Source organism: Pseudonocardia sp. ICBG1034 (assembly GCF_020131375.1).
GTDB classification, from domain to species: Bacteria; Actinomycetota; Actinomycetes; order Mycobacteriales; family Pseudonocardiaceae; genus Pseudonocardia; species Pseudonocardia alni.
This window is the reverse complement of sequence record NZ_JAHLEK010000015.1, coordinates 1,873,847-1,897,456: the sequence shown is the minus strand read 5'-3', so window position 1 is coordinate 1,897,456 and position 23,610 is coordinate 1,873,847. Positions and strand designations below refer to the sequence as shown.

Here is a 23,610-nt window from a genome sequence, read left to right as displayed (position 1 = left end):
CGTGAGCGAACCCCTGCGAGCCGGGGCGCACGAACGTCTGCGCACCGCCCGGCTCGACACCGCCCTCGCCGCCGTCGGCGACCTGACCCCGCGCTGGGACGAGGTCGAGGAGGCGACCCAGCCGCGGGTGCTGTCCCGGCACGTGGCCGGGGTCGTCGAGCAGGCGCTGGCCGACCGGGATCCGGAGCAGCGGGTCGCGCTGGTCAACCGGCTGCTCGCCCAGGTCGAGCGCGAGGAACAGCTCTCCGCCGACCTGCAGCAGCTCATCGCGCTCACCCGGGAGATCGCACCCGGGGTGCACGAGGTCCGGCGCCCCCTGACCCCGCTGTCGGACGCGGCGCTGTTCACCAACGCCGCCGGCGAACCGAAGCTGCACACCGCGCTGCAGTCCGAGCTGTCCAGCGCCGACCGGGTCGACCTGCTGTGCGCGTTCATCCGCTGGCACGGCATCCGGCTGCTGGAGACCGAGCTCGACGTCCTGCACGAGCGTGGCGTCCCGTTCCGGGTCATCACCACCACCTACATGGGCGCCACCGAGCAGCGGGCGGTCGACGAGCTCGTCCGGCGGCACGGCGCCGAGCTGAAGGTCAGCTACGCGAGCGCGACCACCCGGCTGCACGCGAAGGCGTGGCTGTTCCGCCGGGAGTCCGGCTTCGACACCGCGTTCGTCGGGAGCTCGAACCTGTCGCGGTCCGCGCTGGTCGACGGCCTGGAGTGGAACGTCCGGCTGTCCTCGGTGGCCACGCCGGAGCTGATCCGCAAGTTCACCTCGACGTTCGACTCCTACTGGGCTGCGCCCGACTTCGACTCCTACGACCCGGAACTGCCCGCCGACTCGCAGCGTCTCGCCGACGCCCTGGGCCGTCACCAGGACGACACCACCCCGTTGTCCGGGCTGGAGGTCCGCCCGTTCCCGCACCAGGAGCAGATCCTCGAGGCCCTCGCGACCGAGCGCGAGGTGCACGACCGGCACCGCAACCTCGTCGTCGCCGCGACCGGGACCGGCAAGACCGTCGTCGCGGCGCTGGACTACGCGCGCCTGCGCCACGCCCACCCGAGGCTGCTGTTCGTCGCGCACCGCAAGGAGATCCTCGACCAGTCCCGGCGCACCTACCGCACCGTGCTCGCCGACGGCGCCTTCGGCGAGACCTACGTCGGTGGGGACCGCCCGCAGCGCTGGAACCACGTGTTCGCCTCGGTGCAGTCACTGGCGTCCTACGGGGTGGAGAACATCCCGCCCGACCACTTCGACGTCGTCGTGATCGACGAGTTCCACCACGCGGCCTCGCCCACCTACCGCGCGTTGCTCGACCACCTGCGGCCCGCCGAGTTCCTGGGTCTGACCGCGACCCCCGAACGCTCCGACGGCGTCGACGTCCGTGACCTGTTCTTCGAGGGGCGTACCGCCGCCGAACTGCGCCTGTGGGACGCGTTGTCGGCGGACCTGCTGGTGCCCTTCCACTACTTCGGGGTCGCCGACGACGTCGACCTCACCGGGATCGAGTGGAAGCGCGGCAGCTACGACACCACTTCCCTCGACGGCCTCTACACCGGCAACGACGCCCGCGCCGCCAAGGTCGTCCGCGAGACCCGGGCCAAGGTCACCGACGTGACCGCGATGCGGGCGCTCGGGTTCTGCGTCTCGGTCGCGCACGCCGAGTACATGGCGCGGGTGTTCACCGCGGCCGGCATCCCCAGTGAGGCGGTCACCGGGCAGACGGCCCTCGACGACCGTGACGGCGCCCTGCGGCGGCTGCGGGACCGTCGGGTGAACTGCCTGTTCGCCGTCGACGTGTTCAACGAGGGGCTCGACGTGCCGCAGGTCGACACCGTCCTGCTGCTGCGCCCCACCCAGAGCGCGACGGTGTTCCTCCAGCAGCTCGGCCGCGGGCTGCGACGCGCTCCGGACAAGGCGGTGCTCACCGTCCTGGACTTCATCGGCCAGCACCGCCGCGAGTTCCGCTTCGACCTGCGCTTCCGGGCTCTGACCGGCAGCAGCCGGGCCGGGGTCGTCCGCGACGTCGAGGAGGGCTTCCCGTTCCTGCCGTCCGGCTCGGCGATGGTGCTGGACCCGGTCGCCCGCGACATCGTGCTGGACAACGTGCGCAGCCGGCTACGCCTGTCCCGCAGGGACCTCATCGCCGACGTCCGTTCGCACGGCGAGTCGGCCCTGGCCCGCTACCTGCACGAGTCCGGCGGCGAGCTGGCCGACGTCTACCGCAGCAAGGGCTCCTGGACGGCGCTCCGCCGCGACGCGGGCCTGACCGTCCCGGCCACCGGACCGGACGAGACCGCGCTGCTCCGGCGGCTCGCCATGCTGACCCACGTCGACGACCCCGAGCGGGCCGCCGTCTACGCCCGCGTCGCCGACCCGGCCGGTCCGGGCTACGCCGAGCTGACCGAGCGCGAGCAGCGGCTGGCCCGGATGCTGTTCTTCCAGCTCTGGCCCGACCGCGGCGGGTTCGACAGCTACCAGGCCGGGGTCGACCACCTGCGCCGCCACCCCGCGGTCTGCGCCGAGATCCGCGAGCTGACCGCGTACACGCTCGACCAGGCCCGGCACCTGCCGCGATCGCTGGGCGAGGGGCTGCAGAACGTGCCGCTGCAGAGCCACGCGCACTACCGGCGCGAGGAGATCCTGGCCGCCCTGGACTGGGCCTCCTTCGACCGCAAGGCATCCGGGCATGCGACCGGCGTGGTCTGGGCCGACGTCCCGCGGGTCGACGCGCTGCTGGTCAACCTGCACAAGTCCGAGCGGGACTTCTCCCCCACCACGATGTACCGGGACTTCGCGCTGCAGCCCGACCTGTTCCACTGGGAGTCGCAGAACGCGGCCTCCCCGGAGACGGGGACGGGCCGGCGCTACCTGACCCATGCCGAGCAGGGCAGCCACGTGGTGCTGTTCGTCCGGGACTCCCCCGGCGACGACATCGGCCCGGGCGCGCCGTTCCTGTGCCTCGGCGCCTGCCGATACGTCTCCCACCAGGGCAGCAAGCCGATCGCGATCACCTGGAAGTTGGGCCGCGCGATGCCGGGCGAGACGTTCCGGGCGGCGAGCGTCGTGGCGTCCTGACCCGGAGCGGGCATCGTGTCGGAGGGTGGCACCGCCGGCCGGGGACAGATCCGTCCGGACACTCGCCCACCGGTTCAGCCTCCCCCACTCGACGCGGCGGCCGCGTTCTGCTGCTCCCATACCGAGAGCACGACCGCGACGACGAACAGCTGCGCCGGCAGGCTCAGACCCGGCAAGGTCGCTTCGGCCCCGCCGCGCCACCAGCTCGACTTCCGGATCGTCCCCGCGGTCCGGTCGCCCTCGACGAGGTGCTGCTCGGAGCTCCACACCGAGGCCCGACGGAAGCGGTAGGACCGGCCGTCGGCGGTGACGGTCCAGTGTTTGCGACCAGCCCGCTCCGCCGTGGCGACGACGGTCCCCGCGGAGTCGGTCATCGTGTAGGTCCTGCCCCAGACGGTCGATCCGATCCGGTACTCGCGGCCCTCGACCTGGATCTGCCCGCCGGAGCGCCACCAGTGCGAGCTGAAGGTGCTGACCGGCGCGCCGTCCAGTGTGAACTCGTAGTCGCGGCGCCATACGCTCGTCCGCTCGGCACGCAGCATGGGGTGATCGAACCATCCGAGTCCTCGGCACACCGCGCAGGCCGGGTGGGCGGGGACTCGGCCGGGCGGCGAGCTGATCATTGCCCCCCCACTTAGCGTCCCCTTAGGCCGAACGGCCGAATGCTGCCGCCGTGCTCACCACAGATCATGACAAGCGGACGACCCGGATCTTCGCGGCGGTACCGCTGCTGCTGGCCGCGGCGGCGGGTGCCCTGGACGGGGCCTCGTTCACGGCGTTCCACGACGTGGTCGTCAGCGCCATGACCGGCAGCTTCGTCGCGCTCGGCCGGGGGCTGGGGTCGGTCGCGGCGCTCGCCCCCGCGGCCTGGGCGCTGGGCGGCTACGTTCTGGGCCTGGTCGCCGGCACCGTGACGGCAGGTCTGGCCGAGCGGAGGCTGCCGGCCCGGGGCGCAGTCGGTGTCACGCTCGGCCTGGAGCTCGCGGTCCTGTCCGCGTTCGGCCTCGCGTGGCTGCTCGGCGGGCCGGGACACGCCTTCCCCGTGGAGCCGATGATCGGGACGGCGACGCTGGCGATGGGGCTGCAGGGGGCGGCGCTGCGCCGGATCGGTCCGGCCGGCACCCCCACCAACTACTTCACCGGGGTCGTCACCAACTGGGTGTCGGGCATGGTCGACCCGGCCGGGCGCAGCTGGAACCCCGGCGCCGGAGCCCGCATCGCGGTCTTCGTGCTCGCCGTCGCCGCGACGGGCTCGCTGCACCGGGTCCTCCCGGCCGGAGTGGTGGCCGTGCCGGTGGCCCTGGTCGCCGCCGCGACGGTGCTCGCCCTGGCCTCGGCGCGCTCCCGGCGCGCCGTCGGGCTGCGCCCGGCCGACCACACCGCGGCCCGGACCCGGTCGATGGTGGTGACTCCGACCAGGGTGTGAGCCGCGGACGGTGACGGATTCGTCCCCGTCGGGCAGTCTGGCCGGCGTGGCCGCAACGACGCGTCCACGCCGAGGACCGGGGGTCACATGACGACCGAACGGGAACGCTTCCTGCCCACCGGGCAGGGCGAACAGGCCCCCAACGCCGGCCGGGTGCTGGCGCTGCTGTTCGCCGCCAACACGTTCAACTTCTACGACCGGGCCGTCCCGGCGATCGTCGCCGAGCCCGTCAAGCTCGAGTTCGGGCTCTCCGACCTGCAGATCGGCGTCCTGGCCGCGGCGTTCACCGTCGTCTACGCCCTGTGCGGGCTCCCCCTCGGGCGCCTCGCCGACCACCGCTCGCGGGCCCGGATCATGGGGTGGGGCATCGTCGCGTGGAGCCTGCTGACGGCCGCGAGCGGCGCGGCCTGGAACTACGTCTCGCTGCTGCTGATGCGGGTCGGCGTCGGTATCGGTGAGGCCAGCTACGCGCCCGCCGCGAACTCCACGATCGCCGACCTCTACCCGGCGGGGAAGCGGGCGCGGGCGTTCGGGCTGTTCCAGCTCGGGCTGCCGGTCGGGCTCGTGCTCGCCTACTTCTCGGTCGGTGCGATCGCCGAGGCGTTCGGGACGTGGCGGGCCCCGTTCGTGCTGGCCGCGATCCCCGGGCTGCTCATCGCGGCCGGGTTCTTCCTGGTGCGCGAGCCCCGCCGCGGGGCGTCCGAACCGGCGTCGACGACCACGGTCGAGGCGACGCCGGCTCCGGTCGACCGGCCGTTCCGGCGGATCCTGGCCGTCCCGACGATGTGGTTCCTGATCGTCGCCGGGATCGGCGCGAACCTCGCCGCCTACTCGGTCAACACGTTCACCGTGCCGCTGTTCCAGCGCTACTTCGGTGCGTCCCTGACCGGGGCGGCGGTGCTGACCGGCGTCGTCGTCGGTGTGACGGGGCTGGCCGGGCTGCTCGTCGGCGGCTGGGTGTCGGACCGGGCCGCCCGCCGCTCGCCGGGTGCGCGGGTGCTGGTCGGTGCGGTGGCGACGCTGGTGTCGGTCCCGCTGACCTGGTTCGCGCTGTCCGTGGGACCGGAGGCGACCGGCACGTTCGTCGTGCTGTTCGGCGCCGGCTGGCTGCTGCAGTATCTCTACTACACCTCGGCCTACCCGGCCGTCGCCGACGTCGTCGGGCCGCGGCTGCGGTCGACGGCGACGGCGGTGTTCTTCGCCGCGTTCTACCTGCTGGGCGGCGCGGTCGGGCCGGTGATCGCCGGTGCCCTGTCGGACGCGTTCGCCGCGGACGCCCTCGCCGCGGGCGCGAGCCCGGCCGACGCGGCGGCGAACGGGCTGCGGCAGGCCCTCGCCGTGATCGTGCCGCTGTCGATGGCGATCGCGTCGGCAGGGCTGTTCCTCGCCGCCCGCACGGTGCGCCGGGACAACGAGCGGATGACCGCAGCCGCCGGCTGACCCGGGCTCTCAGCCGGGCAGCCGGGTCCAGTCGCGGTCGTCGACGTCGGTGCCGAACGCATCGAGCGTCACCGTCGTCGAGTCCTGGCGCTGCTCCGGCAGCCGGATCCGGCGCACGTGGGCGCCGTCGAGCCACACCTCGCCCGGCTCGCCGTCGCCGGTGGTGACGGTCAGGCGTCGCCACCGCTCGCCGCGGTCGGCGACGACGCCGTGGTCGTGGGCCTCGGTGACGTCGGCGAGCCGGTCGAACGCCGCCAGCGGGGTGACGATCCGGCCGGGATCGGTGAGGCCCAGCCGGTCGAGCCTGCGGCCGGGCCGCCCGCTCCAGACCCGGTCCTCGATCTGCACGAACGCGATGTGGTCGTGGCCCACCATCGCGCGGCGCCGGGTGAGGTCGAGGACCCCGCTGGTGACGACCTGCCGCGGCACCCGGCGCAGGACGGCCCGCGCCAGGGCCGGGAGCGGGCGCCGGCGCCGCGGGAGCGCCTCGCCCACGGCGCGGGTCCCGGACATGTCCATCAGCAGGGTGGCACGGGCGGTGCCGGCCGCGACGGTGCGGCCGACGGCGTCGCGCAGGCGGACCATGGCCGGGCTCTCGGTGGTCATCGTGGGGCCTTTCGCCGGTGGCTCGGGGACAGACACCTGCGAGCCTGCCCGTCGGCGCGGCCCGGCGAATCGGTCCGGAGGACGATCCGGGTCTCCATCGCAGGGAGGAGGCCGGGTCAGCCGGCGTCGAGCGCGCCGGTCAGCCGGGCCAGCACAGGAGCGGCGGCGGCCAGGGCGGCGCGCTCGGCGGGGGCGAGGCGGTCGAGCGCCGCACCGAGCAGGGCCTCGGCCGCCGCGTCGTAGCGTTCCAGCGCCCCGGCCGCCCGCGCGGAGGCGGTGACGACCACCGTCCGCTGGTTCGCCCCCGCCCGCCGCTCGACGAATCCGGCGGCGGTCAGCGTGCGCAGCAGGTTGCTCACCGTGGACCGTGCCAGACGCAGCGCCGCCGCCAGTTCGCTCGGCGCGAGCGGCCCTTCCGCCGCCAGCGTGCGGAGCAGCTCGATCTGGGCCTCGGACAGGTCCGGCAGATCGGCGGCGATGCGGGTGCGGCGCAGCAGGGTCCGGCGCAGCGGGCCGAGCTCGCGGCCGATCAGCGCGGCGGTCGTCGTCACCGGGGCAGTGTCGCACGACGCATTGCCCACAAAATAGTTTTGAGGCAATACTATTGCCATGGACGAAGAGGATCTGACCGCCGTCGTCGGGCACCGGTTCATCTACACCTACGACACCGGCTGGCAGTACGAGATGTACGTCAAGAACGACCACACCATCGACTACCGGATCCACAGCGGTCACGTCGGCGGGCGTTGGGTGCGCGACCAGGAGGTGGACCTGGTCCGGCTCGACGAGGGCGTCTACAAGCTGTCCTGGAACGAGCCGACCGGCACCTCGGTCGTGGTCTGCGTGATGCCGGCCCGGCGGCGTCTGCACGGCACCATCTTCTTCCCGCGCTGGGTCGCCGACGACGGCACGGAGACCGTCTGCTTCCAGAACGACCACCTCGACCGCATGCGGGAGCTGCGCGACGCGGGGCCGACCCACCCGATCGAGACGATCCCCGAGTTCGCGAAGATCACCCTGTTCGAGTTCGTCGGCGTCGACGACGAGACCGTGGTCGCCGTCGGCCCCGACGAGCTGCCCCCCGGCTTCGCCGCGCGCACCGATCCCGGATCCGACCGGGTGCACGCGTGAACCCGCTGCTGGTGCGGGCCGCGATCGGACTGCTCCGCCACGCGCCCGGTGGACCACGGTCGCGGGTCGCGCCCGCCGGGACCCGCACGCTGAGCGCGCCCACCCGGCACGGTGCGGCTCCGGTGACGGTGTACCCCGGCGGGGACGGGAGCCCGGTGCACGTCAACCTGCACGGCGGCGGCTACGTCCTGCCCGGCCGTCACCAGGACCAGGAATGGTGCCGGACACTCGCCGCGACCGGAGTGACCGTGCTCGACGTCGAGTACGTCCTCGCTCCCGAGCATCCGTTCCCGGCTGCGGTCGAGCAGACGCTCGACGTCCTGGCCTGGGCCGCAGCCCCGGAGACCGCGCACGGCGGCGACGGAGGCCGCCTGACGGTCGGCGGACAGAGCGCGGGCGGCGGTCTGGCCGCCGCGGCCGCACGCCACGTCCTCGCCACGGGCCGCGGACCCCGGATCGCACTGCAGGTGCTGCACTACCCGCCACTCGACCTCGCCAGCGAGCCCGGGACGAAGCGGGCACGGACCGCGAAGCCCCTCATCGGACCGCGGATCTCCCGGCTGTTCAACGCCGCCTACCTCCCGCTACCGGAGGCCGCCCGCAACCCGCTGGCCTCCCCGGCCGCTCCGGGCGACGACGCCGACCTCACCGGAATCACGCCGGCCGTCGTCGTCACCGCCGAGCTGGACACACTGCGCGACGAGGCCGTCCGTTACGCGAACCGTCTCCGGGCGGCCGGTGCGCTGGTCGAACACATCGACGTCCCCGGCGCCGACCACGCCTACGACCTGCGCGGTGGCCCTCCGGACGTCGTGGCGGACGTCCGGGCCCGGCTGGCAGCGCACATCCGGGGGGCGCACCAGGGCGCCTAGCCTCGCCCCATGGTGGAGGACGCGGTCCTGTTCCGGGACGTGGTGGCCGACCTCGTCGGCGGGCGGGCGCAGCGGGACACCGCGGTGGCCCGGTTCGCCGCGCCGTTCCGGGCCCACCGGGACGGCCTGGCAGACCGTCTGGAGGAACTGGCCTGGACCGGGTTCGGCGAGGTCGCCGCCGCGGCCCGCACCGTCGCCGCCCACGACGCCCTCGTCGCGCTGCTCACCGGAGTCCGTGACCTCGGCCCCCTGACCGGTGCCGACGACGCCGTGCGCACCGTGTGGACACGACGACTGTTCACCGACCTGCCGTGCCTGGGGCCGCAGCTGCGCGAGTCCCTGGACGTGTACCCGGACGACTGCCCGGCGCTGTTCGCCTTCGCCCGACGGTTGACCCGGGCCGGGCTCGGCGACTTCTCCGCATGGGAGTCGTGGGAGCGGAATCGCTCATGACCCGGCCGTCCGGCGCGCCGGGACGTGCATCGGGGCGGCCGACCGTGTACTGACTGAACCTGCCGTTCCGCCGCCGCGTCGAGGAGGACCCCGTGGAGTTCGACATGCTGGTCGAGGTGCCGAAGGGCAGCCGCAACAAGTACGAGGTGGACCACGAGTCCGGGCGCATCCGGCTCGACCGGACGCTGTTCACCGCCACCCAGTACCCGGGCGACTACGGCTTCGTCGAGGACACCCTCGGGGAGGACGGCGACCCGCTCGACGCCCTGCTCGTCACCACCGGCGAGCCGCTGTTCCCCGGCGTCCTCGTGCTCGTGCGCACCATCGGCATGTTCCGGATGACCGACGAGGCGGGCGGCGACGACAAGCTGCTCTGCGTCCCGGCCCACGACCCCCGCCTGGAGAACCTGCGCGACATCCACCACCTGCCCGAGTTCCACCGCCGGGAGATCCAGCACTTCTTCGAGATCTACAAGGACCTGGAACCGGGCAAGAGCGTCGAGGGCGCCGACTGGGCGAACCGGGCCGCGGCCGAGGCCGAGCTGGAGGCGTCGCGGAAGCGGTTCCGGGAGACGCCGCACTGAGCACCTCGCGAACCCCGCGGGACGCGGCCCTGCGGGAGCCGGCCCCCGGTCGGTGACCCGCGGAACAGGACGGAGGAGCGCCGCTCGTCCCTGCTCCGGGACGAGCGGCCCCGGTGACCGCCCGCCGTCAGCGGCGTCCGTTGCAGGAGACCGCGGAGTAGTCGCCGTCGGCCGACTCCTCGGAGATCACGGCGCCGTCGACGAGGATCCGGCAGGAGAGCTCGCCGGACCCGCCTGCGGCGGTGACCGAGTAGTCGGTGGGCTCGCCGGCGGCCGGGGCGGTGCGTTCCCACGGCAGGTCCGCGCCGGAGACCTGGGCGACCGAGGTGCCGCGGCCGAACGTGATCGTGACCCCCGAGCCGGACCCGGTGACCTCGTAGGTGATCTGGGCCGCCGCGGGGGCCGTGGGTGCCGCGGACACCTCGGTGGCCGGGACGACGCCGGGCTGGCCGCCACCGGTCGACGCACCGAACGCGACCGAACCCTCGCGCCACGCCGCCGGGGTCTCGTCCTCGGTGCCACCGAACACGGCGAGCCCGATCGGCACGGCCGCGGCAGCCGCCGCGGCGACGCCGACGACGCACGGCCATCGGCGGCGGCGGGCGTCCTCCTGCACGGCGCGGCGGCGTCCGCGGCGCGGCGGGTCCTCGACGACGACGTCGCCGGGACCGGGGGCCGGGTCGGGTTCCGCTCCGTCCCGGTCGAGGTCGAGGTCGAGGTCGCGCGGGTCGTACCCGAGGTCGTGCGGGTCCATCGGCCGGGGCCGGCCGTCGCGGGGGTCGGGGCCCGGTCCGGTCTCCGGGCCGTCCCACGGGGCGGGGGCGTCACCGGGACCGGCGACCGCGAACCCGTCCACGCCGTACGGCCCGGCGTCGCGCTCCTCGGCCCGACGCCGTCCGCCGTGCCGGGGACGCCCACCGTGGTCGTACCCGGGCGGCGACGTGACCGCCGGCGGCCGGCGCACCGGGAGCGGCCGGGGCGGAGTCGTCGCGCTGGGGCGCGGCTCCCCGGCATACGGGCCCTCGGGGTACGGATCGGCCGAGGGCGCGTCCGGTCCGGGAGTCTCCGGTGCGCGACGACGCCCGCCCCGGGAGCCGTGGTCGGTCCGGTCCGCTCCTGGCCGGGCCAGACTGTCACGCTCCGTGATCGGCCGGGGACGTCCGCGGGGCGCGACCGGCCCCGGCCCGGGCTCCCGGGCGGACGGGAAGACGATCCCGGCGACGAGGTCCTCGGGCGAGAGGTCCCGGGCCGACGCCTCGACGACATCGTCGGACCGGTCCATCACCTCGACCGATCGGCGACGTCCACGTCGGGTCACCGGGGACGACTCGTCCCCGAGCACCCAGCGACCCGAGTCCGGGTCCCATCTCGGTCCTGGCACGACGCCCCCCTTTGGTAGCCGTGCCGATTCAACGATTCGGACGCGCGCCGGTTACGGAGCGCGGTCACGGTCACAGAGCGGGGTCCCGTTCGGCCGTTCCGTCGCCCCGTTCGGACGCGCCGGGACCCGCACGCTGACACCGGGCCCGGTCCGGACGAGAGTGGGCACCATGTCGATCGACCCGCAGTTCCTCCTGGGCCGCCGCACCACCGCCGACCTCGCCGACGACCTCGCCGACGCCGTCCGCTCCTGCGACGTCCAGTTCCGCTCCTTCGGCGCACGCTCCCGTTTCGCCGGTCCCGTGCGGACCGTGCGGTGCGAGAACGACAACGCCCTGCTCCGCGCCACGCTCGACGGCCCCGGTGACGGAGCCGTCCTGGTCGTCGACGGCGGCGGCTCGACCCACTGCGCGCTCATCGGCGATGTCATCGCGGGCCTGGCGGTGGCGAACGGCTGGGCCGGGATCGTCGTCAACGGGGTCGTCCGCGACACCGTCGCACTCGCCGCGCTCCCCCTCGGCCTCAAGGCATTGGGCACGAATCCCCGCAAGAGCGGCAAGACCGGGGCCGGGGAGGTCGACGGCACCGTGACGTTCGGCGGGGTCGACTTCACCCCGGGCGAGATCCTCTATTCCGACGAGGACGGGATCGTCGTCGTCGCGCGGTGAGGTGCCGGCTGTTCCGGCACCGGCCGCCGACATCATCAGAGTTGATGAGACTTCGCAGCGTCGTGCGGAATCACGGCCCGACGCCCGCCAAGATCGGCATTGCGACGTCCTCCGGGCGCCGCATCGGGCGCGGCGGTGAGGCGAATGCAGTGACGATGCATCCTCGGGAACGAGCATGGTGGTCGAGGACATTCCTGAGCGGGAGACGCTCCCCTTCTTTCCCTGTCTCGCGCATTTCCGCACCCCCGGGAACCAGCGCGGTTGGTTCGTGGTGGCGGATCCGACGCTCGGTCTCGGCGTACGGTCCGACGGAACGGCCTCTCTTCCCCCGTATCGGACGGGCGTCACAGAACGGGCCGCGGTGGCTCTCGGATGGATCGCGCTGATCGGCGTCGTCCTGGTGATGATCACAGGGACGGGACCGGGTCCGTTCCTCTTCGGCGTGGTCGTCCTCCTGATCGCGGTGCCGTTGCTGATGCGCCCCAGCATTCGCGGAATCCACCGGATCGCCGACCAGCGCGCCCTCGCACGAACCAGACGGCTACGTGAGCCGCGGTCATATGTCGTGACACCCGACGACGCCGCGGCGTGGCGGCTGTGCATCCTCGCCGGAAAGATCGCTATGACCGCGCCGTGGCAGGACCGGACGATCGACATCGCCCGGCAGCTGCCTGTCCTGCTCTGGTTGGGCGCCGGACGCTGCCTCACAGTGGATCGGCGGCGTCGCGACGCCGAGGCCGCACTGGAGCACGAGGCGTTACAGGACATCGCCAGAACGACGCTGGCCGATGTCGCGGAGGAGGCACGGCGACTCGACGCAGTCGAAGGCCACCTGACCGAGATCCTCGGCGCATCAGCGCGGCTGACGCAGCACCGGGAGCGGATGGCTGCGGAGGATGCGATCGAGAGGAGCCGCCGGGCGGAGGAACGACGGTTGCGGCAGAAGTTGCTCCACGACGCCCCGACCGGCCGCGCCCCGGGAGCAGACGACGAGGTGGACCGCACCGCCGGTCTCTCCGCCGAGGTCACCGCGGTGGCGGATCTCCTCACCGCCTCCGAGATCGCTCTGCACCGTACCTCCACTCGCAACTGACGTGTTCTGCTCAGGTGCCGACGCGCCGAGCTGTGGCCTGTGCCCGTGACCACCGCTGGGCTACCGCCGGGAGGTCCCTTCCGATCTACTACGCGCATGGTGAGGCGGGACATCCTCGATGCGCACCGGGCCCGTATCCGCGGAGACAACCCGTGGCAGCAACGGGCACGCCTACATCAGGCACTGTGGCGGGAGGAGCAGTCGCTCCCGATCGGCCGACACGATGGGGAAGAGCTCGGCTCCCGCCTGCACACCTCCGTCGCCGATCCACCGGAGCTGCACAACTTCCTCTCGCCGCAGGCCCGGGACCAGGTGCAACAAGCTGTGGCGGACGCACCCCGCACCGGAGCACTACTGTCCCGGCCACGGCTGTGGGCCGACCTGCTCTCGAGCCAACCGCTGTGCTTCAACCTGTTCGGCCCCCTGGCGTCGGATCCGACACTGGCAACCGCGACGCTGCGCCTGATCTGGCCCGACATCCGCAGAGTCCGCGACATCCGCTTCGAGTGGTCGCCCGGCCGCGGCAACCCCGCCTACACGGCGAATCGGTCCGCATTCGACGTCTTCATCGAATACGACGGCGACCGGGGCCGCAGCTTCCTCGGCATCGAGGTCAAGTACCACGAGGACCTCGCCGGGACGCCGGCGTCGGACAAGGACGGCTTCTACCGCACGATCGCGGGACGCACCGCCGTGTTCGACGAAGCGTCGTACCCCAGTCTGTCGGTACTCCCCCTCCAACAGATCTGGCTGGGCCACCTCCTCGCGCTCCGGATGCTCGACGAGCCGGAGGACCGCTGGGACGCGGGCACCTTCGTGCTCCTGTACCCGGTTGGCAACGAACGCTGTGCCACCGCAGCCCGTGCCTATCGGCAGTGCTTGACCGACGGCCGGACCTTCGAGGCCCACACCCTCGACGCGCTCGTGCAGGCGGCCTCGCTCGCGACGACGGACTCGTGGCCGCGCGACGTGTACCGCCGGTACCTGGACCCCGACCTCGTGAACACGGCATCGACGGCATCACGCGATCCAGGTGTTCGGCCGGCACGCCCGGCTGATCCCGGACCACGTCCATCCTGCCGACCAGGGCCCGGGTGATCATGCGCGGCACGGGTACGGCGGGTGCGGGGGCCCTCGGCGTCGACCCCCGTTCGGCCGGTGGTCCCCGCGGCACCCTGCCGACGGCTACCGTCGGCCCATGAGCGCCAAGTCCGACTCCCGGCTCGCCGAGTTCCTGCGCCGGGTGGAGGCGAGCGGCGACGCCGCCGCTCCAGCCGTCGTCGTCTTCGGGACGGGCGAGGTCTCCGAGGTGCAGGAGTCGATCGCGCTGCAGTTCGCCGCGACCGTTCGGGAGCTCGGCCACGTGGAGCCCGCCGGCGGGCCGGACGGCGGCCTGCCACGGGTGCGGCTCACCCCCGCGGGCCGGGACTGGCCCGCGGAGTACGACCGGACGGCTCCGACGCTGCACCCCCGCTCCTCCTCTTAGCGGCACTCAGGGCGAGAGCGCGCGACAGCCGCGCCGGACGACGGCGTCGGCGTAGGCGTGGTCGAGCGCCCCGGTCCGCAGCTGCCACCGGTGGAAGAGCGGCGCGACGAACAGCTCGAACGCCTCGACGTCCCCCACGGAGCCGTCGATGTGGCCGGTGGTCCTCGCCGTCGCGAACCGCCGGGCGAACAGGGTGATCTGCGGGGCGAAGACCTCCTCCAGCACCTGCGCACCGACCGCGGTGTCGACGAGCGCCTCGACGCACAGCGCCCGCAGCAGCGCGTCCCATGCGGGAACCGCGAGCTCGTCGACGACCGCGCGCAACACCGCGGAGAGGTCGGCCTGCAGGTCACCGGTGTCCGGGATCCCCCCGTCGCCGACGGCCGCGCGCGCGTTGCGGTGGGCCACGGCGTCGACCAGCAGGGCCCCCCGGTGGGGCCACCGCCGGTAGAGCGTGGCCTTGCCGACGCCGGCACGTGCCGCGATCGCCTCCATCGTCACCTGCGGGTACGGCAGCTCCACCGCCAGTGCCAGGGCCGCCTCGAGTGCGGCCGTGCGCGCCCGTTCGGAGCGGCCGGTCGGCACCGGCGGTCGGTCACGGCCGTCGTCGTCCACGCGATCAGGATAGCAATCGATACGGAACGTTCCGTATCGTAGATGCCATGAGTGTGCGTCGCGACGAGGAGAGTCCCGTGACCGAACGACCCGTGTGGTTCGTGACGGGCGCCGGCCGCGGGCTGGGCCGGGCTCTGACGCAGGCCGCGCTCGCCGCCGGCGAGCGGGTGGTGGCGACCGTCCGGCAGGCCGACGCGCTCGCCGACCTGCGTACGGAGTTCCCGTCGGCGTTGCACGTCGCGACGGCGGACGTCCGCGACCGGGACGCGGTCCGGGCCGCGGTCTCGGCCGGTGTCGCGCGGTTCGGGCGTCTCGACGTCGTCGTCAACAACGCCGGCTACGGCCTCGTCGGAGCGGTCGAGGAGGCGGGCGAGGCGGAGGCGCGCGACATCGTGGACACGAACCTGCTGGGACCGCTGTGGGTCGCCCAGGCGGTGCTGCCCCATCTCCGCGCCCGCGGTGCGGGACACATCGTCCAGATCTCCACGACCGGCGCGGTCGGTGCCATGCCGACCCTGGGTCTGTACAACGCGGGCAAGTGGGGGCTGGAGGGCTTCTCCCAGGCGCTCGCCGGTGAGGTGGCCCGGTTCGGCGTCCGCGTCACCGTGGCCCAGCTCGGCGGGTTCGACACGGACTGGGCCGGCGCGGGGATGCACTTCGCGACCCCGTCGGCGGTCTACGACGACCTGCGGCGTGAGCTGTTCGGGACGGCCGAGGTGCCGTGGCGGGCCGAGGGGCCGCTCGGGGCGCCCGTCGCGGAGGCGGTCGACGCCCTGCGCCGGCACGTCCACGCGCCCGACGGCCCGTTCCGGCTCCTGGTCGGGGCGGACGCCCCCGACCAGGTCACCGCGGCGCTGCGGGCCCGGTGCGAGGACTACGCCGAGGACGACCGCTTCGTCTGGCCGGCTCCGGTCGCCACGCCCTGACCCACCGGGGCCGGCCTCCTGCCGGTCGTCGACGGATCGTCCGGCCGGGACCTGCTCGCCCGGTGGGTCCCGCACGGCGGTCCCGCCGGGGCCGCACCCGCACCCGGTGGTCGGGACCTGGCCGGACGACTATCGCTGGCATAGCCAGCTGCGCATCGTCGGGCGGCGCTCTGCCGCGCAGACTCGGGGCACACCGCGCCAGCGGGTGGAGAGCCGAGGATAGAGAAGAGGCAACGGTGCCCGACAACAGTCCGCGCGAGGTCCTCCCGCACTTCGATCCGCACGATCCCGGTCTGTCCCCCGAGCGCGCCTACGCGACCTACGCGCAGCTGCGCCGACACTGCCCGGTCTCGCACGGCGAGCGCCACGGCGGCTACTGGTCGATCTCGCGGTACGCCGACGTCCGCGACGCCGCTACCGACCACACGACCTACTCCTCGACCGGCGGCGTCTACCTGCCCCCGGTGTCCGGGAGCCGGTTCCCCCCGATCGACCACGATCCGCCCGAACACGCCGGGTTCCGCGAGCTCATCGCGCCGCTGACCAGCGGCGCCGCGGCGAAGACGATGGAACCGGCGGTCCGCGCCATCGCCGAGCGCCTCGTCGACGGGTTCGCCGGACGGGGCCGCGCCGAACTCGCCGCCGAGCTCGCCACTCCGCTTCCGCTGGAGGTCATCACCCGGCTCTACGATCTGGGTCCGGAGGACACCGAAGAGATCCGCGGCTACTCCGAGGAGTTCCTGACCCACGCCTCCGGCTCCCGCGGCCCGGAGATCATCGACCGGGTGTGCCGGTACTGGGTCGGCCTGTTCGCCGACCGGCGCGAGAACCCACGCGAGGACTTCCTCACCGGACTCGTCGAGGCCAACCGCGAGCTCGGGGCGACCGACGACGAGCTCGCCAACATGATGTTCATCCTGACCTACGCCGGGCACGACTCCACGGCGCTCGGTCTGGGCAACACGCTGTTGTACCTGGCCGAGCATCCGGATGTGCAGCAGCGGCTGCTCGACGAGCCGAAGCTCATCCCTTCCATGATCGACGAGATCCTGCGCCACGAGACCCCGCTGCACTGGTTCCCGCGACAGCTCACGGCCGACACCTGCCTGCACGGTCAGCAGATGAAGGCGGGCGAACGGGTGCTGCTGCTGTTCGCCTCGGCCAACCGCGATCCCGAGGTCTTCGACCGCGCCGACGAGATCGTCATCGACCGGCGGCCGAACCGGCACCTCGCGTTCGGCGCCGGGATCCACACCTGCCCCGGGATGGCCCTGGCCAAGCTCGAGATCCGCACGGCGGTCCAGGTCGTGCTGGAGCGCATCCCCGGGTTCCGGGTGGACGGCGACGTCGAGCGGACCGACCCGCTCGAGGGCGGAGGGCGCCACCTCGGCGTCCGGCGGCTGCCGGTGACCTGGTGAGCGCCGCCGTGCCCGGCCCGGCCCCGGTCCCCGCGCCGACGACCCGTCAGATGGTCACCGCGGGCACCGCGTCCACGGTCGGCTTCGCGTTCGATCTGTTCGACCTGTTCATCCTGCTCTACGTGGCCTCCACGGTGGGCCCCCTGTTCTTCCCCACCGACAGCCCCACACTCACGCTCGCGGCCACGTTCGCCTCGTTCGGGGTGAGCCTGGTGATGCGCCCGCTGGGCGGGGCGGTGTTCGGCCGCTACGCCGACCGGCACGGCCGCAAGCAGACCATGCTGGTCACCGTGGGCGGCGTCGGTCTGGCCACCGCCCTGATGGGCACGCTGCCGACCTACGCCGCGATCGGTGTCGCCGCACCGCTGGTGTTCGTCGCGCTCCGCCTGGTGCAGGGCCTGCTCGTCGGCGGCGTCGTCGCCTCGACCCACACCCTCGGCACCGAGACGGTGCCCCAGCGCTGGCGCGGCCTGGTCTCCGGGCTGGTCGCCGGCGGCGGGCCCGGGCTCGGCGCCGTCATCGCGTCGCTGGTGTTCCTGGCCGTGTCCTCGGCCTTCCCCGGACCCGCGTTCGACGTGTGGGGCTGGCGGATCATGTTCTTCACCGGGTTGGTGGCCTCGCTGGCGAGCCTCGCGTTCTTCCGGCTGCTCGAGGAGTCCCCGGTGTGGGCCGCCGCGCGGGCGCGGGCCGCCGGTGCGGCCCCGGAGCCGCCGGCCAGGGCCCGGGACCTGCCGACGGCGGTGCGGCCGCGGACGCTGGTCGCGGCCACCGCGCTGGTGATCGGCGCGGGCGCGCAGTACTACCTCACCTCGGGCTACCTGCCCACGTTCCTGGCCGAGATCAACCAGCTGCCGGCGGGCGCGCGCGGGCTGCTGCTGGTCTGGACCAGCCTGGCCATCCTGCCGATCGCGTTGCTGGCCGGGCACGCCTCCGAACGGTTCGGCCGTCGGCCGGTGTTCCTGGCCACCGGCATCGTGAACCTGGTGGCACTGCCGCTGCTCGCACTGGCCATGGGTGGGCTGGGGCCGGACGACACCGGGGCGCTGCTCGGCTACGGCCTGCTGATCACGATGCTGGCCAACGCCCCCATCGCCGCGGTGCCGATCTTCCTCAACGAGCTGTTCCCGACCCGGTTGCGGGCGACCGCGACCGCCCTGATCTGGAACGGCGGGTTCGCCATCGGCGGGCTGACCACCACGTTCGTCAGCCTGGCCAGCCCGACCGTGCCCGACATCCCCAGCCGGCTGGCGCTGTTCCTGGCCGTGGTCGTCGCGCTGTTCCTGATCGGGGCGGCGTGCGTCCCGGAGACACGCGGCGCGCTCGACCGCGAGGGCCCGCCGGGCGCCGTTCCGACACCGTCACCCACCGCCGCGGCCGACCGGCCGGAGGCACTCCCGGGAGGATCACGATGAGCACGAACGAGCGGAGCAACGAGCACGCGGGCCGTACCGTCCTCGTCACCGGCGCGGGCGGCGGGATCGGCGGCGACTACGTCGCCGCGTTCGCCGCGGCGGGCGCGAACGTCGTGGCCACCGACGTCGCCGGGGCCGCGGACGTAGGGACCGCCCTGGCCGACCGGGTGAGCTCCGCCGGACCGGGGACGGTCGTGTTCGTGACGGCCGACGTCACCTCCGACGCCGACTGGGAGACCGTCGTCGCCACCGCGGGCGCCGAGTTCGGCGGGATCGACGCGCTGGTCAACAACGCCGCGATCTACCAGGGCCTGGGCACCAAGTCGCACCTGACCGAGCTCACCACCGAGTCCTGGGACCGGGTGCTGACGGTCAACGTGCGCGGCACCTGGCAGGCGATCAGAGCGGTGACGCCGGCCATGCGCGCCCGCGGCGGCGGACGGATCGTCAACATCTCCTCCACCGTGGCGCGGATGGGTGCGCCCGGGTTCGCGCACTACGTGGCCTCCAAGGCCGCCGTGGACGGGCTCACACGGGCCGCCGCACGTGAGCTCGGATCCGACGCGATCACCGTCAACGGCGTCGCGCCCGGCCTCGTCAGCGACGCCGCCAGCCGGACACTCAACACCGGCGACTACATCGCCGCGGCGGCGAAGGGACGGGCGCTGGGCCGCGAGATGACCCCGGGCGACCTGGTCGGCGCCGTCATGTGGCTGGCCTCGCCGTCGTCCGGGTTCGTCACCGGCCAGACCGTCGTCGTCGACGGCGGTGGGGTGTTCACGTGAACTCCGACCTGCGTTCCTGGCTCGACGTGCTCGACGGCCGCGGCGAGCTCGCCCGGCTGAGGTCCCCGATCGACCCGGACCAGGACGTCGCCGCGGTGCTGACCCGTGCCGACGGGCGGCGCGCCGTGCGGTTCGGCGACGTGATCGGCGCGGAGTTCCCGCTGGTGGGGAACACCGTGCCGAGCCGGACGCACCTCGGTCTGGTGCTGGGCTGCGAACCGGCCGGGGTGGCCGACCGCTTCGCCGCCGCCCTGGACGCCCCGGAGCACTGCCCGCAGGTGGAGGCGTCCGGGGCCCCGGTGCTGGCGAACCGCATGCACGGCGACCGGATGCTCTCGGCGCTGCCGCTGACCCGTCAGCACTCCGAGGACGGCGGCAGGTACCTGACCTCGGCGCTGCTGGCCGTCCGCGACCCGGTCAGCGGGCGGATGAACCTCTCGATCAACCGGCTGCTGGCCGCGGGCGAGCGGGAGCTGCGTGCGCTGCTGCTGCCCGGGCGGCTGCGGAGGATCTTCACCGAGGCCGAGGCGGCGGGTCACGACCTCGACGTCGCCCTGGTGGTCGGGGTGCACCCGGCGCTCGTACTCGCCAGCCAGTCCCCCGCCGACCGCGAGCTCGACGACTACGCCGTGGCCAACGCGCTGGCCCCTCCGGTCGAGCTGGTCGCCGCCCCGACCGTGGACGCGCTGGTGCCGGCCCGGGCGGAGTTCGTGCTGGAGGGCCGCTTCCGGGCCGGACGCCGCGAGGCCGAGGGTCCGTTCGGGGAGTATCCGCGCACCTACGGTCCCGGCGGCCCCGCCCCGGTGATCGAGCTGATGGACGGCTGGCACCGTGACGACGCGGTGTTCCAGACGATCCTCTCCGGCGGCCGCGAGCACTTCTACGCCGGCGGCGTACCGCGCGAGGCGGCCTGCCTGCGGGCCCTGCGCCGGGCCGGGCTGGACGTGGCGGCGCTGCGGCTACCCGAGTCCGGCTCGTGCCGGCTCACCGCCGTCGTCGCGCTCCGCGGGCCCACGCCGGGAGCGCCGACCACCGCGATGATGACGCTGTTCCTCACCGCGTCCACGATCAAGCAGGTCACCGTCGTCGACGACGACGTGGACATCATCGACGACGAGCAGGTGGCCTGGGCGGTGGCCACCCGGACCCAACCCGACCGGGACCTGCTGGTGGTGCCGAACGCGAAGGGCAGCAGCCTGGATCCCTCGGCCGAGCAGGGGCTCACCGCGAAGCTGGGCCTCGACGCCACCGTCCCGGCCGCCGACCGGGACCGCTACCGGCAGATGACGGTGGCCCCGGCCGACCCGTCGGCTCTCGAGCGCCATCTCGCGGAGCTGGGGGACCTCCGATGAGACGCATCATCGTCGCGCTCACCGGGGCGTCCGGGGCGGTGTACGGGATCCGGGCGCTGGAGCTTCTGCGCGAGGTGCCCGACGTCGAGACGCACCTGGTGCTGACGAAGGCGGCGCGGGCGACCATCGGCTACGAGACGGACCACAGCGTCGCCGACGTGCGCGCACTCGCCGACGTCGTGCACTCCGACGGCGACCTGGGCGCGCCGATCTCCTCCGGCTCGTTCCGCACGGCCGGGATGCTGGTGGCGCCCTGCAGCGTGAAGACGCTGTCCGGGATCGCCGCCAGCTACGACGAGTCGCTCGTGGTGCGGGCCGCGGACGTGGTGCTCAAGGAGCGCAGGCGCCTGGTGCTCCTGTTGCGGGAGACCCCGTTGCACGCCGGCCACCTACGGCTGATGTCCGAGGTCACCGCCTCCGGCGCGATCGTAATGCCGCCGGTGCCCGCTTTCTACGCACACCCGCACAGCGTCGCCGACATCGTCGAGCACACCACCGGTCGGGCGCTCGACCTCCTGGACGTCGACACCGACGCGGTCGCCCGCTGGACCGGCGAGCGGGACGGACGAGCTGTCGTCCACCGGTAGCGGACGCGTGGCCGAGCTCCGCCCTCACTCGCGCGCCGTGCGCAGCAGCAACCGGCGGAACGCCTGTACCGGCGGGGACACGTGCGCGCTGGCCCGCGACACCACGCCCAGTTCACGGAACGCACAGGAGTCGGCGATCGGGACCGTGGGGCCGTCGCCCGCGGCCATCCTCGGCAGCAGCGCGACCCCCATGCCGGCCGCCACCATCCCGTGCACGATCGCCAACTGTCCGGTCTCCAGTACCACCCGCGGGCGGACACCGGCCTCGGCCAGCAACTGATCGGCGAGGTCGCGCAGGCCGTACCCGGTACGCATCCCGACGAGATCCTCGCCGGCCAGCTCGGCGAGCGCGACCTCCGCTCGGCCGGCCAGCCGGTGCGCGGCGGGAACCAGCACGAGCACCGGCTCGCGGACCAGCACGTCGACGCACAGCCCGCTCAGGGTCAGCGGCATCCGGGTCATCGCCAGGTCCAGTTCCCCGGAGCGTACGAGCTGCTCGAACTCCCGGGAGATGTCGTGCTCGACGATCCGCACCCCGACCAGTGGGTGCGCGCGCCGGAACCGGGCCAGCACCTCGGGCAGCATCCGCGCGCCGATGCTGGGCAACACGCCGACCCGGACCTCACCTTCGCGCAGACCGCTGACCTCGGCCACCCGTTCCCGGCCGCGTTCGAGTTCGGCGAGCGCGATCTCCGTGTGCTCGAGCAGCGCGGATCCGGCCGCGGTCAGCACGATGTGCCGGCCGGTCCGCTCGAACAGCCGAGCACCGACGTCCTGCTCCAGCTTGCGGATCTGCACCGACAACGACGGCTGGGACAGATACAGACGGGCGGCCGCGGAAGTGAAGCTCCCCTCGTGCGCGATCGTCACGAAGTACCGAAGTTGATGCAGTTCCACGGATCACCCCGGGCCATCTGTTCCATACCGTGTCACCGTGCCGGCGCGCACGCGTTCATCCGGCCTCGGACCGCACCCTGAAGTCACCCGGCTCGACCACCGCGGAGATCGCGACCCCCGCGACGAGCGCCCAGAACGGGCTGGAGATCCCCAGCGGCGCGACCCCGCTCATCGCCACCACCAGGGCCGTGAGCGCACCGGTCCGGAACCGGCCCTCACCGAACGCCCCCCGGAACGACGACACCAGCACCCCGATCATGGCGAGCCCCGCGACGACCGCCACCAGCTCGGTCGGCAGCGCCGTGACCGCGGTGACCGCGATCCCGGCGAGGACGCCGAACGCGATGAACAGCACGCCGTTGACGACGCTCGCGGCGTACCGGGCCTCGGGGTCCGGCCCGGCCTGAGGGCCCGAGCAGATCGCGGTCATCGGGCCCGCGACGTTGGCGTTGTGGCCGCCGGTCAGCGGGGCCAGCAGCCCGCCCACACCGCTGACGACCGTCATCGCGTTGATCGGGGGCCGGTAGCCCTGGCTGAGCAGCACACCGTAGGCCTGGGCGTTCTCCGCGGCGATCACCAGGACCGCCAGCGGGATCCCGACGGCCAGGATCGCGGCGAGGTCGAACGTCGGCGCCACGAGCACCGGTGCCGTCCAGCCGTCGACGGCGGTGGCCTGCGAGGCGAAACCGCCCGTGACCGCGGCCGCGGCCAGCCCGGCGACCAGCGCGCCGAGCGCGCCGGGTACCGCCGGCACGAACCGGGACAGCAGCAGGAACCCGGCGACCGCGGCGGCGACGACCCAGGGCGCGGACTCGGCCGCGGTCACCACCCCGGTGCCGAACCGGATCAGCGCCCCGGCGATCATCGCCATCACGATCGGCTGCGGCAGCCACCGGGACACGGTGCCGATCAGGCCGGACAGCCCGAGCACGAGCACGACCAGCCCTGCGACGAGGAACGCCCCGACGACGGCGGAGAACGGGAACGTCCCCAGCGCCCCCACCACCAGCACCGCGCCCGGGATGGAGTAGGCGCCGACGACCGGCATCCGGTAGCGCAGGGCGAGGAACAGCGAGATCAGGCCACCGAAGACGTAGATCCCGAAGATCCACGACGCGATCAGCCGGCCGTCCAGCCCGTTCGCGGCGGCGCCGTCGATCACGATCAGCGCCGGGCCGGTGCAGCCGAAGACGGCCGCGACCACCCCGGCCCCGATCGTCGCGGGGGTGAGCCGCCGGGGCAGGCCGCGCACCCCGGACCGGATGCCCGGACCGGGCTCGATGCGCCGGGACGGCCGCTGCTCGGCCGGTGGGGTGGGCGGTGCGGCGGTGGAGCCCTCGGCGGGCTCGTCGGTCGGTGCGGTCATCGTGTCGCCTCCTTGCGATCACTCATCGGACAGGGGGCGG

At 73.6% G+C, this 23,610-nt stretch carries 24 protein-coding genes; 17 read left to right on the top strand and 7 right to left on the bottom strand.

What is annotated here, in order from left to right; genetic code table 11:
• Position 1 precedes the first annotated feature (1 nt).
• Positions 2–3,073: a DUF3427 domain-containing protein gene (locus KPF22_RS10435; protein ID WP_224401904.1), complete on the top strand. Its 3,072-nt coding sequence runs from the start codon at positions 2–4 to the stop codon at positions 3,071–3,073.
• A 74-nt stretch (positions 3,074–3,147) separates the two neighbouring features.
• Here the strand turns inward: KPF22_RS10435 and KPF22_RS10430 are convergent, their stop codons facing one another.
• Complete coding sequence (locus tag KPF22_RS10430) at positions 3,148–3,615, bottom strand: hypothetical protein (RefSeq protein ID WP_073577257.1); 468 nt, start codon at positions 3,613–3,615, stop codon at positions 3,148–3,150.
• A gap of 131 nt (positions 3,616–3,746) precedes the next feature.
• Between KPF22_RS10430 and KPF22_RS10425 the strand changes: the two genes are divergently transcribed.
• Positions 3,747–4,499 (top strand): DUF1275 family protein, encoded by a 753-nt coding sequence (locus KPF22_RS10425; RefSeq protein ID WP_208819013.1) that lies wholly within the window; start codon positions 3,747–3,749, stop codon positions 4,497–4,499.
• Between the two features lie 87 nt (positions 4,500–4,586).
• Entirely contained in the window at positions 4,587–5,939 is a 1,353-nt protein-coding gene (locus tag KPF22_RS10420) for an MFS transporter (protein WP_224401903.1), read from the top strand.
• 9 nt (positions 5,940–5,948) lie between these two features.
• Here KPF22_RS10420 and KPF22_RS10415 read toward each other — a convergent pair whose 3' ends face one another.
• Together KPF22_RS10415 and KPF22_RS10410 are read right to left on the bottom strand one after the other, a co-directional pair.
• Positions 5,949–6,545: a hypothetical protein gene (locus KPF22_RS10415; protein WP_224401902.1), complete on the bottom strand. Its 597-nt coding sequence runs from the start codon at positions 6,543–6,545 to the stop codon at positions 5,949–5,951.
• 116 nt (positions 6,546–6,661) lie between these two features.
• Positions 6,662–7,096, bottom strand: a complete 435-nt coding sequence (locus tag KPF22_RS10410) for a MarR family transcriptional regulator (RefSeq protein WP_224401901.1) — start codon at positions 7,094–7,096, stop codon at positions 6,662–6,664.
• Between the two features lie 58 nt (positions 7,097–7,154).
• On the opposite strand from KPF22_RS10410, the gene KPF22_RS10405 reads away from it, so the two are divergent.
• The 4 genes from KPF22_RS10405 to KPF22_RS10390 all read left to right on the top strand — a co-directional run bounded on the left by KPF22_RS10405 (position 7,155) and on the right by KPF22_RS10390 (position 9,585).
• Positions 7,155–7,676: a phenolic acid decarboxylase gene (locus KPF22_RS10405; RefSeq protein ID WP_062396536.1), complete on the top strand. Its 522-nt coding sequence runs from the start codon at positions 7,155–7,157 to the stop codon at positions 7,674–7,676.
• On the top strand, positions 7,673–8,548 hold the full coding sequence (locus KPF22_RS10400) for an alpha/beta hydrolase fold domain-containing protein (protein ID WP_224401900.1): 876 nt from the start codon (positions 7,673–7,675) through the stop codon (positions 8,546–8,548). Before KPF22_RS10405 ends, KPF22_RS10400 begins: the two co-directional genes overlap by 4 nt.
• A gap of 9 nt (positions 8,549–8,557) precedes the next feature.
• Positions 8,558–9,001 (top strand): DUF3632 domain-containing protein, encoded by a 444-nt coding sequence (locus tag KPF22_RS10395; protein ID WP_224401899.1) that lies wholly within the window; start codon positions 8,558–8,560, stop codon positions 8,999–9,001.
• Between the two features lie 92 nt (positions 9,002–9,093).
• The gene (locus tag KPF22_RS10390; protein WP_062396543.1) at positions 9,094–9,585 is read left to right on the top strand and encodes an inorganic diphosphatase; all 492 of its coding nucleotides are present in this window, start codon (positions 9,094–9,096) and stop codon (positions 9,583–9,585) included.
• Between the two features lie 127 nt (positions 9,586–9,712).
• Here the strand turns inward: KPF22_RS10390 and KPF22_RS10385 are convergent, their stop codons facing one another.
• Positions 9,713–10,867 carry an MmpS family transport accessory protein gene (locus tag KPF22_RS10385; RefSeq protein ID WP_224401898.1) on the bottom strand — a complete coding sequence of 385 codons (1,155 nt, stop codon included), beginning with the start codon at positions 10,865–10,867 and terminating at the stop codon, positions 9,713–9,715.
• Positions 10,868–11,135: 268 nt separating this feature from the next.
• Here KPF22_RS10385 and rraA point away from each other — a divergent pair, with 268 nt between their 5' ends.
• The 4 genes from rraA to KPF22_RS10365 all read left to right on the top strand — a co-directional run bounded on the left by rraA (position 11,136) and on the right by KPF22_RS10365 (position 14,212).
• The gene (gene rraA / locus KPF22_RS10380) at positions 11,136–11,633 is read left to right on the top strand and encodes a ribonuclease E activity regulator RraA (protein ID WP_224401897.1); all 498 of its coding nucleotides are present in this window, start codon (positions 11,136–11,138) and stop codon (positions 11,631–11,633) included.
• 175 nt (positions 11,634–11,808) lie between these two features.
• Positions 11,809–12,726 (top strand): hypothetical protein, encoded by a 918-nt coding sequence (locus KPF22_RS10375; protein WP_224401896.1) that lies wholly within the window; start codon positions 11,809–11,811, stop codon positions 12,724–12,726.
• A 96-nt stretch (positions 12,727–12,822) separates the two neighbouring features.
• Positions 12,823–13,824, top strand: coding sequence for a hypothetical protein (locus tag KPF22_RS10370; protein ID WP_224401895.1), 1,002 nt, complete (start codon positions 12,823–12,825; stop codon positions 13,822–13,824).
• Positions 13,825–13,924: 100 nt separating this feature from the next.
• Positions 13,925–14,212, top strand: coding sequence for a hypothetical protein (locus KPF22_RS10365; protein ID WP_224401894.1), 288 nt, complete (start codon positions 13,925–13,927; stop codon positions 14,210–14,212).
• Between the two features lie 6 nt (positions 14,213–14,218).
• Here the strand turns inward: KPF22_RS10365 and KPF22_RS10360 are convergent, their stop codons facing one another.
• The gene (locus KPF22_RS10360; protein WP_224401893.1) at positions 14,219–14,827 is read right to left on the bottom strand and encodes a TetR/AcrR family transcriptional regulator; all 609 of its coding nucleotides are present in this window, start codon (positions 14,825–14,827) and stop codon (positions 14,219–14,221) included.
• 77 nt (positions 14,828–14,904) lie between these two features.
• On the opposite strand from KPF22_RS10360, the gene KPF22_RS10355 reads away from it, so the two are divergent.
• The 6 genes from KPF22_RS10355 to KPF22_RS10330 all read left to right on the top strand — a co-directional run bounded on the left by KPF22_RS10355 (position 14,905) and on the right by KPF22_RS10330 (position 21,307).
• Positions 14,905–15,753 (top strand): SDR family NAD(P)-dependent oxidoreductase, encoded by an 849-nt coding sequence (locus KPF22_RS10355; protein WP_224401892.1) that lies wholly within the window; start codon positions 14,905–14,907, stop codon positions 15,751–15,753.
• A 236-nt stretch (positions 15,754–15,989) separates the two neighbouring features.
• A complete protein-coding gene (locus KPF22_RS10350) occupies positions 15,990–17,171 on the top strand; it encodes a cytochrome P450 (protein WP_224401891.1) in 1,182 nt (393 codons plus the stop codon).
• A complete protein-coding gene (locus tag KPF22_RS10345) occupies positions 17,168–18,583 on the top strand; it encodes an MFS transporter (protein WP_224401890.1) in 1,416 nt (471 codons plus the stop codon). The genes KPF22_RS10350 and KPF22_RS10345 overlap by 4 nt, the downstream gene beginning before the upstream one ends.
• Positions 18,580–19,368 carry an SDR family NAD(P)-dependent oxidoreductase gene (locus tag KPF22_RS10340; RefSeq protein ID WP_224401889.1) on the top strand — a complete coding sequence of 263 codons (789 nt, stop codon included), beginning with the start codon at positions 18,580–18,582 and terminating at the stop codon, positions 19,366–19,368. The genes KPF22_RS10345 and KPF22_RS10340 overlap by 4 nt, the downstream gene beginning before the upstream one ends.
• Positions 19,365–20,720 carry a UbiD family decarboxylase gene (locus tag KPF22_RS10335; RefSeq protein WP_224401888.1) on the top strand — a complete coding sequence of 452 codons (1,356 nt, stop codon included), beginning with the start codon at positions 19,365–19,367 and terminating at the stop codon, positions 20,718–20,720. The genes KPF22_RS10340 and KPF22_RS10335 overlap by 4 nt, the downstream gene beginning before the upstream one ends.
• A complete protein-coding gene (locus KPF22_RS10330) occupies positions 20,717–21,307 on the top strand; it encodes a UbiX family flavin prenyltransferase (RefSeq protein ID WP_224401887.1) in 591 nt (196 codons plus the stop codon). The genes KPF22_RS10335 and KPF22_RS10330 overlap by 4 nt, the downstream gene beginning before the upstream one ends.
• A gap of 24 nt (positions 21,308–21,331) precedes the next feature.
• Here KPF22_RS10330 and KPF22_RS10325 read toward each other — a convergent pair whose 3' ends face one another.
• Both KPF22_RS10325 and KPF22_RS10320 read right to left on the bottom strand, forming a co-directional pair.
• Positions 21,332–22,204: a LysR family transcriptional regulator gene (locus KPF22_RS10325; protein ID WP_224401886.1), complete on the bottom strand. Its 873-nt coding sequence runs from the start codon at positions 22,202–22,204 to the stop codon at positions 21,332–21,334.
• 55 nt (positions 22,205–22,259) lie between these two features.
• Positions 22,260–23,570 (bottom strand): benzoate/H(+) symporter BenE family transporter, encoded by a 1,311-nt coding sequence (locus tag KPF22_RS10320; RefSeq protein ID WP_224401885.1) that lies wholly within the window; start codon positions 23,568–23,570, stop codon positions 22,260–22,262.
• Between the last annotated feature and the right edge of the window lie 40 nt (positions 23,571–23,610).